Origin of the sequence: Pandoraea sp. PE-S2R-1, from assembly GCF_002179865.1 — a bacterium.
In the GTDB taxonomy this organism is placed as follows: domain Bacteria; phylum Pseudomonadota; class Gammaproteobacteria; order Burkholderiales; family Burkholderiaceae; genus Pandoraea.
In genome coordinates, this window is the sequence record NZ_NGUR01000012.1 from 72,188 (window position 1) to 88,846 (window position 16,659).

Sequence of the window (16,659 nt, forward strand, 5' to 3'; positions counted from 1 at the left end):
ATGAAAAAAGTCCTGATTCTCGGTGTCAACGGGTTCATCGGCCACCATCTGTCGAAACGCATCCTGGAGACGACCGACTGGGAAGTTTATGGCATGGACATGCTCACGGACCGCCTTGGCGATCTGATCAACCACGAGCGCATGCACTTCTTCGAAGGCGACATCACGATCAACAAGGAATGGGTCGAGTACCACATTCGCAAGTGCGACGTGATTCTCCCGCTGGTGGCCATTGCAACGCCGGCAACCTACGTGAAGGCGCCGCTGCGCGTGTTCGAACTCGACTTCGAGGCGAACCTGCCGATCGTTCGCTCGGCCGTGAAGTACGGCAAGCATCTGGTGTTCCCGTCGACCTCCGAGGTCTACGGCATGTGCACCGACGGTGAATTCGACCCGGAAAACTCGCCGCTGATCTACGGCCCGATCAACAAGCCGCGCTGGATTTACGCCTGCTCGAAGCAGCTCATGGATCGTGTGATCTGGGGCTACGGCATGCAGGAAGGCCTGAACTTCTCGCTGTTCCGCCCGTTCAACTGGATTGGCGCCGGCCTGGACTCGATCTACACGCCGAAGGAAGGTTCGTCGCGCGTGGTCACGCAGTTCCTGGGTCACATCGCCCGTGGCGAGAACATCAGCCTGGTCGACGGCGGCAGCCAGAAGCGCGCGTTCACGGACATCGATGACGGTATCGACGCGCTCGTGCGCATCATCGACAACAAGAACAACGTTGCCAGCGGCAAGATCTACAACATCGGCAACCCGAAGAACAACTTCTCGGTGCGCGAACTGGCCAACATGATGCTGAAGCTGGCCGGCGAATTCCCCGAGTACGCCGAGACGGCCAAGAAGGTTCAGATCGTCGAAACGTCGTCGGACGCCTACTACGGCACCGGCTACCAGGACGTGCAGAACCGTGTGCCGAAGATCGAAAACACGATGCAGGAACTGGGCTGGGCACCGACCACGACGATGGATGACGCCCTGCGCAAGATCTTCGAAGCATATCGCGGCCACGTCGCCGAAGCTCGCCGACTGGTCGAGTAAGCATCAGACCCGCTCCCCCATGGTGGCGGGTCTCGTTGCATGAATCGCACTGCACGCCCGGTGCGCCCCTGGCGCATCGGGCGTTTTTGACTCGGTATTTCCTACGTAATGTCTACGTAATGCCTGCGCATTTCCCGCGAATGGCTCGTGAATCGCCCGGGCATCGCGTGCGCAGCTAATGTTTTCGCGGCATCCGCAACATCGGGCACCCGGCGTGCCACGATGCCCCACACGAGGACGGCTATGGCCAAGATTGTCCTGAAGATTGACGTCGACACCCTGCGCGGTACTCGCGAAGGCGTGCCCAACCTGCTCGCCGCATTGGCGGAGCATCAGGCGCAGGCCACCTTCCTGTTCAGCCTGGGGCCGGACCATACCGGTTGGGCGCTCAAGCGCGTCTTCCGTCCCGGCTTTCTGAAAAAGGTTTCGCGCACGTCGGTGGTTGAGCATTACGGCTTCAAGACGCTGATGTACGGCACGCTGCTGCCCGGGCCCGATATCGGCCTGCGTGCGGCCGACGTCATGCGCACCGTGCAGACCGCCGGCCACGAGACCGGCATCCACACGTGGGACCACACGTACTGGCAGGACAATGTGCGCGGACGTGACGCCGATTGGACGCAACGCCAGATGTCACAGGCCTACGCCCGCTTCGGCCAGATCTTCGGTGCACCGCCGGTGACGCACGGCGCGGCCGGCTGGCAGATGAACAACCACGCGTTTCGCCAGATCGACGCCTGGGGCATGAAGTATTCGTCCGACGGGCGCGGCCACGCCCCGCATTACCCGATCGTCGACGGCGTGCGCCTGAATCACGTGCAGATGCCCACGACGCTGCCGACGGTCGACGAACTGCTCGGCGTCGATGACCGCGACGCGAATGCCGTGGCCGAACACCTGCTTGCCCTGACTCGCGATCCGGCGCAAGATCACGTGTTCACGCTGCACGCGGAACTTGAAGGTCAGAAGCTTGCCCCACTGTTCCGCCAGGTGCTGGCCGGATGGCGTCGCCAGGGGCATGATCTGGTGACCATGGGTCAGTACTACGAGACGCTCGATCTTGCCAGCCTGCCGGCACGTCCGGTGATGTGGGGCGAAGTCCAGGGCCGCTCGGGCGACTTGATTCTCGAGGGCCAGGCAGCCGCCTGAACCCGCTTTCCCGCGATCCCCCCAGATTCCCTTTTCCGGCCTTGAACGGCCACCCCAAGGAGACCAACGTGACGGTAGCCATCGACACTCTCGTGCCTGACTTCACCGCACCGGCCACTGGCGGCGACTTCTCGCTCAAGGCCCATCGTGGCCAGAAGGTAGTGATCTATTTTTATCCGAAAGACAACACGCCCGGCTGCACCACCGAGGGCATGAACTTTCGCGATAGCTACGCCGAGTTTCAGGCGGCCGGCGCGCAGATCGTCGGCGTGTCGCGCGACAGTCTGCGCTCGCACGAGAATTTCCAGCGCAAGCTCGAACTGCCCTTCCCGCTGATCTCCGATGGCGACGAAGCGGTGTGCAAGTTGTTCGGTGTCATCAAGCTGAAAAAACTGTATGGCAAAGAACATATGGGGATCGAACGCAGTACGTTCGTGATCGACGAAAAGGGTGTGCTGCGTCTGGAATGGCGTGGCGTGCGCGTGCCGGACCACGTCAGCGATGTGCTCGCTGCCGTCAAGGCACTCTGAAGGTGAAAATGGCGCATCGGCGTAGCGATGATGCAGCGCTGATGCAGCGTTGACCCAACGGTGCCGGGCAATGTCCGGCCGACCTGAGCGTCAGCGTCCGAGCGCTATTCGCGAACGTGTTGCCAAAGCGTCGACGACGCCGCCAGTCAGGTGATTCGACGCTATACAAGCACCGTCAGAGACGTTATAGTCGGTCGTAATGATCAAGCGCATTGAACGAGACTATTGCAGGCGTCGCCACGGCGGCGCCTTCAGCCAAGCCGCCTCTCCGGTGCGTCCGGGCAGGCGGCTTTTTTGTTGCCGGGATGTGATGTATTGCGGTCTGTCCCGGCCGAGTAGTGTTGTGTTTTCTTGAACGGGAAATCTATGCCATTGCCATCGGCGCCGACCAAACCGGGCACGCTGCTTGCCCCGGAACAATTCCCCACTCGCCTCAAACCTTCGCGCACGGAGGCCAAGAAACCGATCCCCTCGTCTGAACAACATGCACTGGGCGAATCGTCTGGTGCGGCTGGTACGGCCGAATTGAAGGTCGTCCCCACGACATCACCCGTGGCGCAGACTGCACCTCAGTCGCCACCCGCTGTTGCACGCTCGCCGCGTTCGGCACCTGTAGCCGACCCGTCAGGCGCGAATACGCCGCTCAAGGCGGTGAAGGCGCCCGCACCGGCCAACGGCGCGAAACGCGCGCGCGTGAAAGACCTGGAACCGGCCAAGCTCTTCGTGCTCGACACGAATGTGCTCATGCACGACCCGAGCAGCCTGTTCCGCTTTGAAGAGCACGACGTCTATCTGCCGATGATGACGTTGGAAGAGCTCGACAATCACAAGAAGGGCATGTCGGAAGTGGCGCGCAATGCGCGTCAGGTGAGCCGTACGCTCGACGGGCTGGTCGCCGAAAGCGGCACGAAGTCGATGTCCGAGGGCATTCCGCTCTCGCGCCTTGGCAACAAGGACGCCACGGGCCGCCTGTACTTCCAGACCGACCTGCCCGAACCGCCGCCGCTCGAAGGGCTGCCGCAGGGCAAGGCCGACAATCAGATTCTGAGCGTCGTGCGTGCCTTGCAGGACAAGTTCCGCGATCGTCAGGTCGTGCTGGTGTCGAAGGACATCAACATGCGCGTCAAGGCGCATGCGCTCGGCCTGCCGGCGGAAGACTACTTCAACGACAAGGTGCTCGAGGACAGCGATCTGCTCTACTCGGGCGTGATGTCCCTGCCGCCGGACTTCTGGACGAAGCACGGCAAGGGCATGGAAAGCTGGCAGGACAACCGCACCGGCACCACGTTCTACCGCATCACCGGGCCGTCGTGCACCAGCTTCCTCATCAACCAGTTCGTGTATCTCGAGACGAATAACGGCGAAGCGCCGTTCTACGCTCAGGTGCGCGAGATCAACGGCAAGACGGCGTTGTTGCAGACGCTGCGCGACTACGGTCACCACAAGAACAACGTGTGGGGTATCACGGCGCGCAACCGCGAGCAGAACTTTGCGCTGAACCTGCTGATGAATCCGGAAATCGACTTCATCACGCTGCTGGGTCAGGCAGGCACCGGCAAAACGCTGCTGGCGCTGGCGGCCGGTCTGGCGCAGACGCTCGACGAGAAGCGCTACAACGAGATCATCATCACGCGCGCAACCGTGCCCGTCGGTGAAGATATCGGCTTCCTGCCGGGTACCGAGGAAGAGAAGATGCAACCGTGGATGGGCGCATTCGACGACAACCTCGAAGTGCTGCAAAAGACCGACGACTCCGCCGGTGAATGGGGCCGCGCAGCCACGCAGGAACTGATTCGCTCGCGACTCAAGGTCAAGAGCATGAACTTCATGCGCGGCCGCACGTTCGTGAACAAGTTCGTCATCATCGATGAGGCGCAGAATCTGACGCCGAAGCAGATGAAGACGCTTGTGACGCGCGCCGGTCCTGGCACCAAGCTGATCTGCCTGGGCAACATCGCGCAGATCGACACGCCGTATCTGACCGAAGGCAGCTCGGGTCTGACCTACGTCGTGGATCGCTTCAAGGGCTGGGGTCACAGCGGTCACGTGACGCTCGCACGTGGTGAGCGTTCGCGTCTGGCCGATTACGCAGCAGAAATCCTGTAACGCTGGCGAAGCTTCACTCGCAGCGATGACGGCGCCTTCGGGCGCCGTTTTTTATGCCTGTTGAAAAGTTGTCGAACGGTCAGTCATCTCCACCGACCTCGCAGTCCAAACGCAGCATTGATGGCGCGGCGCTGACAAAATCACCCGGGAACTGCCTGTTTTGTGACCTCGACGCCACAAAAAGTCCGGATTTCGGCACTTATGCGATGCATTCGCCCGGTAAGCGTCGTAAACTCGGCGCATGCGAATCCAGCGCCCCTTCCGCATTCATCGCTCCACCGCCGCCCACCCGGCATCGCCGCGTGCGCATGCGCTGCCGTCACTGTCGTGGTTGTCGGGACGTTGCGTCGCCGCGCTGGCCGTCACCATACTGGTCGCGGCTTGCTCCTCCGGCCCCAGCGTCCGCCAAGGCAGCAACGCCAATTTCGGCAACCGCACGATGGGCCCCGAGCGTAGCGCCGGGCAGGAGGAAATCACGATCGAGGCGATGAGTCTCGTCGGCATTCCTTACCGTTACGGCGGCAATACGCCGGATTCCGGTTTCGATTGCAGCGGTCTGGTTCGTTATGTGGTGGCGCGCGCCGCTGGCGTGAATCTGCCGCGCACGACCGCCGACATGAGCAGCATCGGTACGCCGCTCGAACGCGACGACCTCGCCTCCGGCGACCTCATCTTCTTCAATACGACGGGACGCGCCCACTCGCACGTGGGTATCTATGTCGGTCAGGGGAAATTCGTGCACGCGCCGAATACGGGCGGGACAGTACGGCTGGAAAGCCTGTACATCCCGTACTGGGCACGCCGCATCGATGGCGTCCGGCGCGTGGCGGCCAACAAGGCGCCGGCAGGCAATACGACTTACGTGAACCGTTCCGCACCGGATACGGTGGCGGCACAGACGCCGGCAACGGCACCACTGCCAGTCGTGCCGATGAACACCGCACCGAACCGTCCGTTGACGTCAGCGACGCCCTCGCCGCTCGAAACACCACAAGTGGCACCGCAAGCGGCACCACCGAATCGCACGGCCAATCTGGCCCCGTCGCCCGCTCAGGACGACGACCCCATCGCACGATTCGCCAACAGTTCGATGTAACGACTTCTGGCCGACGAGGTATTGCACCCCGTTCGGCCTTGTCTTGCCGGATCAGTGCAAATGCGCAAGCAAGGTTGCGGCACCACCAACATTAATGGCGACGCCCATCAGGGTAGCCAGCGGGCGAATACGCAGCGAACGTTGGATCATCGTGGTCATGTTGGGCTCCTTTGCCATGCAATTAAACGCTATGGACAAATGATAATCAATTGCAATTAGCTATTGAAATTGATTGTCGCGATGACACCGATAGATCATCGCAATGCTCACCACGTCACGCACGACGGGCAACAAAAAAGCGGCCGAAGCCGCTTTTTTGTTTTGCCGGAACTGACCTTACAGGATCTGCTTGCCGACCCACCAGGCGATGGCGGCAATGAACGCCGACGCCGGAATGGTGAGCACCCAGGCCCAGACGATGTTACCTGCCACTCCCCAGCGCACGGCCGAGAGTTTGCGCGTGGCGCCGACACCGACGATGGCGCCGGTAATCGTGTGCGTCGTCGAGACCGGCACGCCGAGCCACGAGGCGAAGAACAGCGTGAACGCCCCGCCCGTCTCAGCGCAGAAGCCGCCGACCGGTTTGAGCTTCGTGATCTTCTGACCCATCGTGCGCACGATGCGCCAGCCGCCGAACATCGTTCCCAGACCGATGGCCAGATAGCAGCCGACGATCACCCACAGGGGCGGTTCAGCCGCTTCTTGCGGCCACATGCCCGCAGCGATCAGCAGCATCCAGATGATACCGATGGTCTTCTGCGCATCGTTACCGCCGTGCCCGAGGCTATACATCCCGGCCGAAACCAGTTGCAGACGACGGAACCAGCGGTCGACCCGTGCCGGTGGCGTTCGGAAGAACAGCCACGACACCAGCAGCATGAAGAACGAGCCAAGCACGAAGCCGAGCAGCGGCGACACGAAAATAAACGCGACCGTTTGCAGCAGACCGCTCGCGACGAGCGACCCGGTGCCCGCCTTGGCCACTGCCGCACCGACCAGACCACCGATCAGGGCGTGCGAGGAGCTCGACGGAATGCCGTAGTACCAGGTGATGATGTTCCAGGCGATCGCCCCGACCAGTGCACCGAAGATCACATAGTGATCGACGATCTCCGGGTGGACGGTGCCCTTGCCCACCGTCGCCGCGACTTTCAGGTGAAAGACGAACAGCGCGATGATGTTGAACATGGCGGCGAAAGCCACCGCCTGATGCGGCTTCAGCACGCCCGTCGAGACCACCGTAGCGATCGAGTTGGCGGCGTCGTGGAAGCCGTTCATGAAGTCGAACAGAAGCGCCAGCGCGACCAATAGTCCGACCAGCCAGAGGCTGATGTGAAGCGTTGCCATCAATCGTCTCCGCTCAGGCGTTTTCCAACACAATGCCTTCGATGATGTTGGCAACGTCTTCGCACTTGTCGGTCACCGACTCGAGCAATTCCGACACAGCCTTCTGCTTGATCAGCTCTTTCACATCGGCTTCTTCGCGGAACAGCTTCGAGAGCGAACCGCGCAGCAGGCGGTCGGCTTCCGATTCGAGACCGTCGATTTCTTCGCACAACTTCAGGATGTCGCGGGCACGATCCATGTCGTTGAGCAGCGCCACGGCGCTTTGCACGCGCTCGCAGCACTTCACGCAGATCTCGCCGAGCTGACGTGCCTCGGTGGGCACGCTCTTGATGTCATACATCCAGACAGCCGTCGCCACGTCTTCCATCAGATCCAGGATGTCGTCCATGGTACTGATCAGCTTATGGATCTCATCGCGATCAAACGGCGTGATGAACGTCTTGTGCATCAGGTCGATTGTCTCGTGCGTGATGCGATCCGCCTTCTTTTCGCTGTTCTGCACGGCGACGGTACGGGACTCTGCGTTCGGCAGGTCGTTGAGCATGGCGGCAAGCTCTCGGCTGCCGGCAATCATGCACTCCGCGTGCTGGTTGAACAGGTCAAAGAACTTGCCCTCGGTGGGCATGAAGCGACCGAACATTATTGGGAAACTCCGGGTATTGAGTGGGGACTGGTCGACACAAAAACGTCACATTCTACCCTGTTGCGGGCGTGCGTCACCGCACGCCTTCTCAAACAGGCAGTAATTTCGCGTCAGTATTGGGGGCCGGCCAGATTGTCGAACTTGGTGTACGCACCGATGAACGCCAGGCGAACCGCACCGATAGGACCATTACGCTGCTTGGCGATGATGATCTCGGCGGTGCCCTTGTCGGGCGTATCGGGGTTATACACTTCGTCGCGATAGATGAACAGGATGATGTCGGCATCCTGTTCGATGGCGCCCGATTCACGCAGGTCGGACATGACCGGGCGCTTGTTCGGGCGTTGTTCGAGGCTTCGGTTGAGCTGCGAGAGCGCAATCACGGGGACGTTCAGTTCTTTGGCGAGCCCCTTGAGCGAACGCGAAATTTCGGAAATTTCAGTCGCACGGTTCTCACCGTTGCCCGAACCGCTCATCAGCTGCAAGTAATCGATGATGATCAACCCAAGCTTGCCGCACTGACGTGCCAGACGACGCGCACGGGCTCGCAATTCCATCGGGTTGAGTGCAGGCGTCTCGTCGACGAAAAGCTGCGTCTCGTTCATCTTCTGCATCGCGTGCGTGAGCTTCGGCCAGTCTTCATCGACCAGCTTGCCGGTACGCAAGCGATGCTGATCGAGACGCCCGACCGAACCCAACATACGCATGGCCAGCTGCGTCCCCGGCATTTCCATCGAGAACACGGCGACAGGCAGCCCTTCTTCCACGGCGATATGTTCGCCGATGTTCATCGAGAAGGTCGTCTTACCCATCGACGGACGGCCGGCCACGATGATCAGATCGCCACCGTTGAAGCCCGAGGTCATGCGATCGAGATCGACGAAGCCGGTCGGAATGCCGGTGATGTCACTACCGCCTTCGCGGTGGTACAGCTCGTCGATGCGCTCCACCACTTGCGTGAGCAGCGGTTGCAGTTCGAGAAAACCGGTGGCACTGCGCGAGCCTTCTTCGGCGATGGCGAACACTTTCGCCTCGGCCGCGTCGAGCATCTGCCGCACTTCCTTGCCCTGCGGATTGAAAGCGTCGGACGCGATCTCGTCGGCAACCGTCACCAGTTTGCGAAGCACCGCGCGGTCGCGCACGATTTCCGCGTAACGGCGAATGTTCGCCGCACTCGGCGTGTTCTGTGCGAGGGCATTCAGGTAAGCCAGACCACCGACATCTTCGCCTTTGCCTGCACTCGTCAGCGATTCAAAGACGGTGATGACGTCGGCCGGACGGTCGCTCGCGATGAGCCGGCCGATATGCTGATAAATCAGCCGGTGGTCAAAGCGGTAGAAGTCCCATTCGGAAAGAAAGTCGCCGATACGATCCCAGGCGCCGTTATCGAGCAGCAACCCACCGAGCACGGATTGTTCCGCTTCGATGGAGTGCGGCGGCACCTTCAGGGAGTCGAGCTGGGGATCGGGCGCGTTCATGCCGGGCATTATACCGTGCTCGTGCGATCCGCCATTGTCGCGATCCTGACCGGAAAATTCTCGCTTGCGCGACGATTTTCCCGAACGAGATTTGTCCAGCAGTTTCCCGGGAGGCAGCATAAGTCGGAGCTATCGAACGTAACGAACGTGGAACGGAACGCGCAACCGGAAGGCGGTCGGCGGGAGCGAGATCAGACGGGCAATCACGGCAGTGATCTTTGTGCAGCAACGAAAACTGCACGGACAGAACAGACGGACATAAAAAAACGGAAGCCGGCGGACCGGCTTCCGTCTTTTCAACGCGTCGGGAAGCTGACGCGTAATACTTAGGCGTGCTCGCCCAGGACCGAGACGGTCACATCGACGACGACGTCGGTGTGCAGCGCGACCTGAACCGGGAAATCACCCACGGTCTTCAGCGGGCCATTCGGCAGACGCACTTGCATCTTCTCGATCTTGAAGCCTTGACCAGCCAGCGCTTCAGCGATGTCGTGGTTGGTGACCGAACCGAACAGACGGCCGTCAACACCCGACTTCTGCGAGATTTGCACGGTCAGACCCGACAGCTTTTCGCCTTCGGCTTGTGCACCGGCCAGCTTCTCAGCAGCAGCCTTTTCCAGTTCGGCGCGGCGAACTTCGAATTCGGCGATCGCGTCCTTCGTGGCACGGCGAGCCTTCTTGTTCGGGATCAGGAAGTTACGTGCGAAACCATCCTTGACCTTCACGATGTCGCCCAGGTTACCCAGGTTGACGACTTTTTCCAGCAGAATCACTTGCATTATCTATTCTCCTTCGTCGACTGGCGATTAAGCACCGTGCAGATCGGTGTACGGCAGCAGCGCCAGGAAACGCGCGCGCTTGATAGCCGTATCGAGTTGGCGCTGGTAGTGCGCCTTGGTGCCCGTCAGGCGAGCCGGGGTGATCTTGCCGTTGTCGCCGATGAAGTCCTTCAGCGTTTCGACATCCTTGTAATCGATCTGCTCGACACCGGCAACGGTGAAGCGGCAGAACTTCTTGCGCTTGAACAGCGGGTTTTGCTGTTGGCGGCGACGATCAAACTTCTTGTTTTTACCGTTAGGACGCGGCATGTTCAACAATCCTTTTCAAACTCTTGCAATGCTGTGATGTGAAACACCAGGGTTCGGCTATTGCGATGCTTCTTGGCGAGGAACCCAGCCCACTGAGCGGGTTTCTCGAGTCCCAATGCCATCACTTTGGCACTGATGGGACCGATCGCAACTGCCGGAATCGAGAACTCGACCTGACGGGCAATGCCCGCTTCTTCGGTCGCTCCCGCATGGGCCAGTGTCACGTCGATCACGGGAAGCCCGGCTGGGGTATAGCGCAGCGTGCCGATTTCGACGATGCTGGCTTCTAGCCGTAAGCGATTCACGCGGTCGATGGTTCCAATGGCGCCCTGATGCGTTCCGGTGCGCTAATTACGAAGCGGCAGCTTCCGTGACGGGCGTCGCGGCAGCCTTCTTGGCTTCTTCGCGGGCCACTTCCTTCATCATCGGCGACGGTGCGGTCTCGGCCTTCTTCATGCGAACCACGAGGTGGCGCAGAACGGCGTCGTTGAACTTGAATGCATGTTCCAGTTCGTCCAGGGTTTCCTGGTCGCACTCGATGTTCATGCAAACGTAGTGAGCCTTGGCCAGCTTCTCGATCATGTAAGCCAGTTGACGACGGCCCCAGTCTTCGACGCGATGGATCTGACCAGCCTTGGCCGTCACCATGCCGCGATAGCGTTCGATCATCGCAGGCACTTGCTCGCTTTGATCGGGGTGAACAATAAATACGACTTCGTAGTGACGCATATGTAGCTCCTTTTGGAAATAGCCGCCTGAGCGTCAGATCAGTGCAGCAAGGTTGCAGAACTCGCGATTATAGCCACTTTCGCGTGACTGTTCAAGAACGGGCGGTAAACGAGCCGCAAACCGCCGCGTTCCCATCATGCCGCGCTCCCGCTAGCCGGACATGACTGGAATGTCACCGCGAGGCGTCAGTCGGGCACGGCCTGACGATTCCACGGGGTGTGCCCCGGCGTGTAGCGTTGATACGTGCCGGCGCCGCCGAGAAACTCGTTGATGCGCACGCGTTGCCCGGCCCGGCGCGTGTAGGCCAATATGCCGATGAGGTGCTCAAGCGAGGCAGCATGCCCCAAAACCCGTTGGACCGCGCCATGTCCATTTTGCCCGAGCAACGCACTGACTTCCGGCACCAGCCCGTCGTAGACGATGCGGTCCCGCGCAAGTAACTGATACCGGGGGGTATTGGTGTTGCGCATGAGGTCGTCCCACGAGTGCTCACCTTGCGCAACCATTTCGCTCATCCCCTCGACTTGCTCAATCGCTCGATGTGCCGGCAAGGCCGGCTTGAATTCAGGGTAGAGGCTCGATCCGCCAATCACCCGCGAATCCCTCGTTCGCAATATGGCGTGGCTCAATTCATGCAGCAACGTCGACGCCAGTACCTCGGTCGAGTATCCAATGATGGACGAGGTATCGAAAACGATGACCGGACGCCCCAGGTGGGGTATCAGATCAAGATGCTCAAGTACCCCGCTCAACGTCTCGGCCATTGAGCCGTCGGTATGTTCGATCACGCCGATCACGTCCAGACGTGCCGCCGACACCGCCTGCAACCCAGCGTCCAGCCGCCCCAGGTCGATACGCAGCGCTTCGGCGAGTTCCTGCGCCTGATCGGGCACAAAACGCTTAAGGACACAACGCGCATCATCGGACAGGCTCGGACTCAATGCGGCACGCGCATCGCTGAGTATCTCGCCCGCTCGCGCGAACATGTCGTCGACACGGGTCCTGAGCGCAGGCGTTTCGATATCACGCAGACTCTTCAACATGGGATTCCCATTGATTTCGCGCGCGTTCAGCGTGCCGTCCGACATGCGTTGTGTCAGCCCAAACCGAGTGACGTCGGGTGGCGTCATCGGCTTCAAGACAATGTTGAACGCCTTGTCGTTGTGCTGCGCGATGACGAACCGGTACGCTCGGTCGCGGGTCATGACAACGCCGAATCTTCGGTCTGACGCATCGACACCCTCCGCGTAGGGGAGCGCCATCTGGATCTCGACGGACTCCTCCTTAAACCACGGACGATTCGGTTTGTCGCGATTCTCCAGCATCTTCTCACTGAGCAGCGCACGTCGGTTTGCGTGTTCCGCGTCACGAATTTCATCCAGCTCAACGTAAAAGCTGACCCGGACATATCCGCTGTCCGGGTAGGCCGTCCCCAACGGCTCAAGGTCATGGCTCAGGGTGCCGACCTTGCGCTGAATCAGCTCCCCATCGAGCATCGTGCGCCACATGATGTCGTCACCGTCCAGCCAATAATCGTCATGCGTGCTTCCGTCAGGCCAGTCGACGCGCTTCACACGCACGGCGACGTCAGTAAGATCGACGGGTTGCCAAAGGCCGTTGAGATCGCGTCTGCGATACATGAGCGGCGCAGAGGCTTGCGGAATTCGCATCTGCAAGCGCGACGGACCCCGCAACACGTCGCATGCGCTTGACGCGGGTGAACGCCTTACCCGCACGCTACATGCTGCGGATTGACGACGAATATCCGTGTGCCCGGCTTCACGTACGGTATTTGCCGGCCCGACCTCTCGCCCACCTAACGTCAGCCGCCCTGCGTCATCCATGCCAAGCCACGGGCCATACATCTTCCCCGTATGGGGATTGACGAGCCGTACGCCCTCCGAGGCACGCCGGACCACAACGTGCTCCCGCCCGCCCAGACGGGCCAGCTCAAGCGCCTCACCGGCGGCCTCAAGTGTCTCGCCATTGGCACGCAGCTCGGCCGCAAGCGTAGACGGCACATACCAAACCCCGTCGCGATGGAGAAAGACGGCGCCGGTATGGGCCTCATGCGCCCAACGCTCGGCCACGCGCGAAAGCAGCGGCAGACTGCCGATACGCGTCAGCCAACGGCGCCCGAATCCCGGCAGACGAAGCATGCCCCGAACACCGAGTTCCACACCGGGATCGACAAAGCGCGCAAGGGCCACGCCGGTGTGCTTGAACTGCGCGTTGGCGACGTCAATCGCGGCGGACACCGCCGGGTCGGACAACACGCGCGTAAAGCCACCCGTCAGACCGGCGCGGCGCACGACGTTCTGCGAGACGTCGTCGAGCACGGCACCGACCAGCGTCCGGCTGACCTGCAACACCGCCTTCTCCGCCATCACCGCCGCGTGGACCAGTGGAATGGCGTTGGCAACATCGATACCGCAGTCGAGCATCGCAATGCGATAACTCCCCGACGTCACATCCTCGACGCAGTTGTAGAACGGGATAAATCCGAGCAACGCGCGCCGGACGGCCTCCCGATGGACTTCGGTCGGCGTCTTGCCATAGGCCCCCTCCCTGAATGCCATCAGCCGGTCACCGAACGCCTGCGCCACGGCGCGCGTCGGTGACTCGTGCGGCTTGCCTGCCGCAGGCGCAATCATGCGGTACGCAGCGACATCGCTTTGCGTGCGCTTCGGCACCCCCTCCCCCGGACCGAAGAGCGTTTCAGGCGAAGCGCGCAACCACGCTTCGGTGCGTCCGTCATAGGCCGTGATCTTCAGCGCAGACAGCGTCACCGCGAAGTGCCGTGTTGTCCCGCCCATCGTGGCATCGATGAAAACAACGTTCGTCGCCTCTTTTTCGATGATTTCCGTCCGGGGCTCGCCAACAAAATGCCGACGCGACTGCGAACTCGCCGCAGCCAACGGCACCAACAGCTTCACGCTCGGCACACGAATTTTCCACTCGCCGCAGGTCCAGTGCCGGAAGTCGTAAGGGGCAAGCGCCCTCACAAGCCCCTCGAGTGCGGGCAGCAATATAGTGTCCCGGATATGCTTCACGCCGGCGGCAAACTCGGTGTCGAAGCGCGCCGCAAGCCCCTCGGAGTCCAGCCCTGCGTCATGGAGCCGTTCGCCCAACGCTGGGTCGATCCGGTCGATATCCGCCATGCAGCCATCGAGAATCAGGTCTTCCATGGCAATGAGGTCGCCGGGATTGACGCAGTCGCCACGCACCGCCCGGAGCAACTTCGCGCCCGCCTTTGCCAACAGCCACGAACCGCTGTTCTGAATACTCGGCGGCCCTACGTCGATGGAAAAGTACAACGCGTCGTCGTCTGGCAACTGCCTGACGAGCTCGCGAGTCAGCACCGCCGTACGCGTTGGCAACTCACCGCGCAAGGCTTCAATGCCATTCGCGGCCGGTGCACCGAAAGCCCGATGCATGCGCTCGTCAAACGCATCGATGGCGGTTTTCATCGCCGTCGCGGCGTGCAAATCTTCGTCACGTAAATCGATCAGTCCCTGCGCGTGGGCGTGAAGCAAAATCGGTTCCGCGTTGATGTAGAAAAACACGTCGATCGCCGTGCCGTTGTCGTTGGCACTCTCGATCGCGCTCTCATAAGCCGTCGCGGCCAGTGCCGTCAGCTCCGGCGGCGACATCTGCCAGGCATCCGGTCCGGCCATCGTCATACCGATGCGGGTGAGCGCCCACGGCAAATCCCCTACCCGCATCCCCCCCATGCTGTCGGGCAAGCCAAGTGCCGGGTCGATCAATGCGCCCGCCAGCCGGTACACCCAAGAACGCGCATCGCCAAGTTCCCAGCGCTCGCTGCCAAACACCAGGTCACCCAAGCGGGCGCGTAGCAGGTCAGCATCGGGCACGCCCACGGCAAGCGTACGTTCGCCATACCGGGCATCTCGCTCGGTCTCGCACGTTTGCTGCTGATGACCGGGATGCAGCCAAGTCAACCACTGCGTGCGCAACGACGGCGGAATCGTCGCTGGATCGTCGCCCCGTGCCGGCCAGATCATGGCCGTCATCACGCGAACGAAGGTCGCCTGAACAAACGTGGGATCGTCTTGCAGCGACGTCGCATGCGCGCCATATCCCAGCGAAATACCTGCGCGGGTGACCAACGCGTCGAAGGCGGTCGTAATGAAGTTCGCCGAGTCCCATGGCGAACGATGGGTTGCCTTGGCGGGGCGCAGGCAACCGTGTAGCGCGAGCAACGCAGACTCGCGCGTTTTCAGCCGTTCAGCCCCTTCGCCCGGCAATGCCTCGCCGCAGAACTCCGTCAGAAACGCAGCAAATGGCGGACCATCGAAAAAGCCGGTCAGATTGCCGCTGCCAAGCCAGTCTTCACTCAGCAGCGATGCCGCCCCCGTCGTCAAGACAGTGTCGTTGGCGTCTGCCGTACGAGGTGTCCGCAGCGCGCGGACGCTACGGGTCACGTTAGTCGAGTTAGCCACGTTATCCACGTCGGCGACATTAACCGCTTGCGACGCCTGAGGCGCTCGGGCGAGCGTCGTCGCATCGCTGAATCTCTCGTCCAGCACGCTTGCATCGGACGCTGACGGCGCGGTGGGCGGCACGTAGCGCTGGCGTACGTTCATATCGAGATCGCTGTTGACGGACGCCCCGTCGCGCGATCGGGCATTGCCGCTGTGACTAGGCAGGCTGCGTGCCACCACGACCGGGCACGCAACGCTCACGAGCGCCGCCCCCATCAGCAATGTCTTCCATACCCCGGAGCCAGCAACATCGGCGGTGGCCGGCGCGTGCGTCGAAAGCGATGGGGGTGCGGACGATGCCAGTGTCGCGGGCACGCGCCCGGTGCGGGCGGGCTTCACCCATCGCAAACTCGCCGTCCAGGTCTGGCCCTCGCGGTGTTGCCCGGCACGGCAAAGCGCCTCGGCCGTGCCGCTCGCGTGAGTGCGTCTCGGTGGGCGCGTATGACTTCGTGCGTAAAACGACGGCTTTTGCATGATGACTCTCGGTTGACGGTGCCCGCCGGTCCATCCGGCCGACACTCAGCGCGGCATCATGCGTGGCATCGGCGAGCGGCATTTCTTGGATCGGACAAGGCGCTGCGGGCCTTGACGCGTCGACCGGCCAAATCCCAGCGCGCCACCGCCGTTTGCCTAACCGCCGGGATAACAAAGTTCACATGATGACCTTGTGGGCGCTGGCCGGATCCGCCGACCCCGCGCGCCATTCATCAAGCGAGGTCATATGTCCAAGTCATCTTCTTGTGCCACGCGCCCGACGGGGCGTGCGGCCAGTTCGGGCGCACCCCGGCGCCCGCACGCACAGCGCTCGCGACCGCCGTCAGGCAGCGAAAACATGCAGTGCGTGGCGCATTCCCGCCACACTCAGCGATGGCGTGGCGACTTCCGGTGCGCGCGGGGTATTGCCGACACCGGGAGCGTGCGGGTCAAGGCTCGCGGGCTATCCG

13 protein-coding genes are annotated in these 16,659 nt (G+C 61.6%); 5 read left to right on the forward strand and 8 right to left on the reverse strand.

What is annotated here, in order from left to right; translation table 11 throughout:
- The 5 genes from CDV44_RS15520 to CDV44_RS15540 all read left to right on the forward strand — a co-directional run bounded on the left by CDV44_RS15520 (position 1) and on the right by CDV44_RS15540 (position 5,925).
- Entirely contained in the window at positions 1-1,044 is a 1,044-nt protein-coding gene (locus CDV44_RS15520; protein ID WP_058379035.1) for a bifunctional UDP-4-keto-pentose/UDP-xylose synthase, read from the forward strand.
- Positions 1,045-1,287: 243 nt separating this feature from the next.
- Entirely contained in the window at positions 1,288-2,193 is a 906-nt protein-coding gene (locus tag CDV44_RS15525) for a polysaccharide deacetylase family protein (RefSeq protein WP_087688844.1), read from the forward strand.
- Positions 2,194-2,261: 68 nt separating this feature from the next.
- Positions 2,262-2,723: a peroxiredoxin gene (locus tag CDV44_RS15530; RefSeq protein WP_058379037.1), complete on the forward strand. Its 462-nt coding sequence runs from the start codon at positions 2,262-2,264 to the stop codon at positions 2,721-2,723.
- 366 nt (positions 2,724-3,089) lie between these two features.
- Positions 3,090-4,829 carry a PhoH family protein gene (locus tag CDV44_RS15535; protein ID WP_087688845.1) on the forward strand — a complete coding sequence of 580 codons (1,740 nt, stop codon included), beginning with the start codon at positions 3,090-3,092 and terminating at the stop codon, positions 4,827-4,829.
- 241 nt (positions 4,830-5,070) lie between these two features.
- On the forward strand, positions 5,071-5,925 hold the full coding sequence (locus tag CDV44_RS15540) for a C40 family peptidase (RefSeq protein WP_087688846.1): 855 nt from the start codon (positions 5,071-5,073) through the stop codon (positions 5,923-5,925).
- A 336-nt stretch (positions 5,926-6,261) separates the two neighbouring features.
- Here the strand turns inward: CDV44_RS15540 and CDV44_RS15545 are convergent, their stop codons facing one another.
- The 8 genes from CDV44_RS15545 to CDV44_RS15580 form a co-directional block, all read right to left on the reverse strand.
- Positions 6,262-7,272: an inorganic phosphate transporter gene (locus CDV44_RS15545; RefSeq protein WP_058379039.1), complete on the reverse strand. Its 1,011-nt coding sequence runs from the start codon at positions 7,270-7,272 to the stop codon at positions 6,262-6,264.
- Between the two features lie 13 nt (positions 7,273-7,285).
- Positions 7,286-7,912: a DUF47 domain-containing protein gene (locus CDV44_RS15550; RefSeq protein ID WP_058379040.1), complete on the reverse strand. Its 627-nt coding sequence runs from the start codon at positions 7,910-7,912 to the stop codon at positions 7,286-7,288.
- Between the two features lie 113 nt (positions 7,913-8,025).
- Positions 8,026-9,393 (reverse strand): replicative DNA helicase, encoded by a 1,368-nt coding sequence (locus tag CDV44_RS15555; RefSeq protein WP_058380343.1) that lies wholly within the window; start codon positions 9,391-9,393, stop codon positions 8,026-8,028.
- Between the two features lie 326 nt (positions 9,394-9,719).
- Entirely contained in the window at positions 9,720-10,172 is a 453-nt protein-coding gene (gene rplI / locus CDV44_RS15560; protein WP_087688847.1) for a 50S ribosomal protein L9, read from the reverse strand.
- A 27-nt stretch (positions 10,173-10,199) separates the two neighbouring features.
- A complete protein-coding gene (gene rpsR / locus CDV44_RS15565; RefSeq protein WP_010803800.1) occupies positions 10,200-10,481 on the reverse strand; it encodes a 30S ribosomal protein S18 in 282 nt (93 codons plus the stop codon).
- A 2-nt stretch (positions 10,482-10,483) separates the two neighbouring features.
- The gene (gene priB / locus CDV44_RS15570; protein WP_087688848.1) at positions 10,484-10,786 is read right to left on the reverse strand and encodes a primosomal replication protein N; all 303 of its coding nucleotides are present in this window, start codon (positions 10,784-10,786) and stop codon (positions 10,484-10,486) included.
- 46 nt (positions 10,787-10,832) lie between these two features.
- The gene (gene rpsF / locus CDV44_RS15575) at positions 10,833-11,210 is read right to left on the reverse strand and encodes a 30S ribosomal protein S6 (RefSeq protein WP_087688849.1); all 378 of its coding nucleotides are present in this window, start codon (positions 11,208-11,210) and stop codon (positions 10,833-10,835) included.
- Between the two features lie 185 nt (positions 11,211-11,395).
- Entirely contained in the window at positions 11,396-16,054 is a 4,659-nt protein-coding gene (locus CDV44_RS15580; protein WP_141118748.1) for a hypothetical protein, read from the reverse strand.
- Positions 16,055-16,659: the final 605 nt, after the last annotated feature.

Bases quoted from the DNA above. Each gene is read 5' to 3' on its own strand.
- rpsR (WP_010803800.1), bottom strand. From the start codon at position 10,481: ATGCCGCGTCCTAACGGTAAAAACAAGAAGTTTGATCGTCGCCGCCAA.
- CDV44_RS15550 (WP_058379040.1), bottom strand. From the start codon at position 7,912: ATGTTCGGTCGCTTCATGCCCACCGAGGGCAAGTTCTTTGACCTGTTC.
- CDV44_RS15525 (WP_087688844.1), top strand. From the start codon at position 1,288: ATGGCCAAGATTGTCCTGAAGATTGACGTCGACACCCTGCGCGGTACT.
- CDV44_RS15555 (WP_058380343.1), bottom strand. From the start codon at position 9,393: ATGAACGCGCCCGATCCCCAGCTCGACTCCCTGAAGGTGCCGCCGCAC.
- CDV44_RS15520 (WP_058379035.1), top strand. From the start codon at position 1: ATGAAAAAAGTCCTGATTCTCGGTGTCAACGGGTTCATCGGCCACCAT.
- rpsF (WP_087688849.1), bottom strand. From the start codon at position 11,210: ATGCGTCACTACGAAGTCGTATTTATTGTTCACCCCGATCAAAGCGAG.
- CDV44_RS15535 (WP_087688845.1), top strand. From the start codon at position 3,090: ATGCCATTGCCATCGGCGCCGACCAAACCGGGCACGCTGCTTGCCCCG.
- rplI (WP_087688847.1), bottom strand. From the start codon at position 10,172: ATGCAAGTGATTCTGCTGGAAAAAGTCGTCAACCTGGGTAACCTGGGC.
- CDV44_RS15545 (WP_058379039.1), bottom strand. From the start codon at position 7,272: ATGGCAACGCTTCACATCAGCCTCTGGCTGGTCGGACTATTGGTCGCG.
- CDV44_RS15540 (WP_087688846.1), top strand. From the start codon at position 5,071: ATGCGAATCCAGCGCCCCTTCCGCATTCATCGCTCCACCGCCGCCCAC.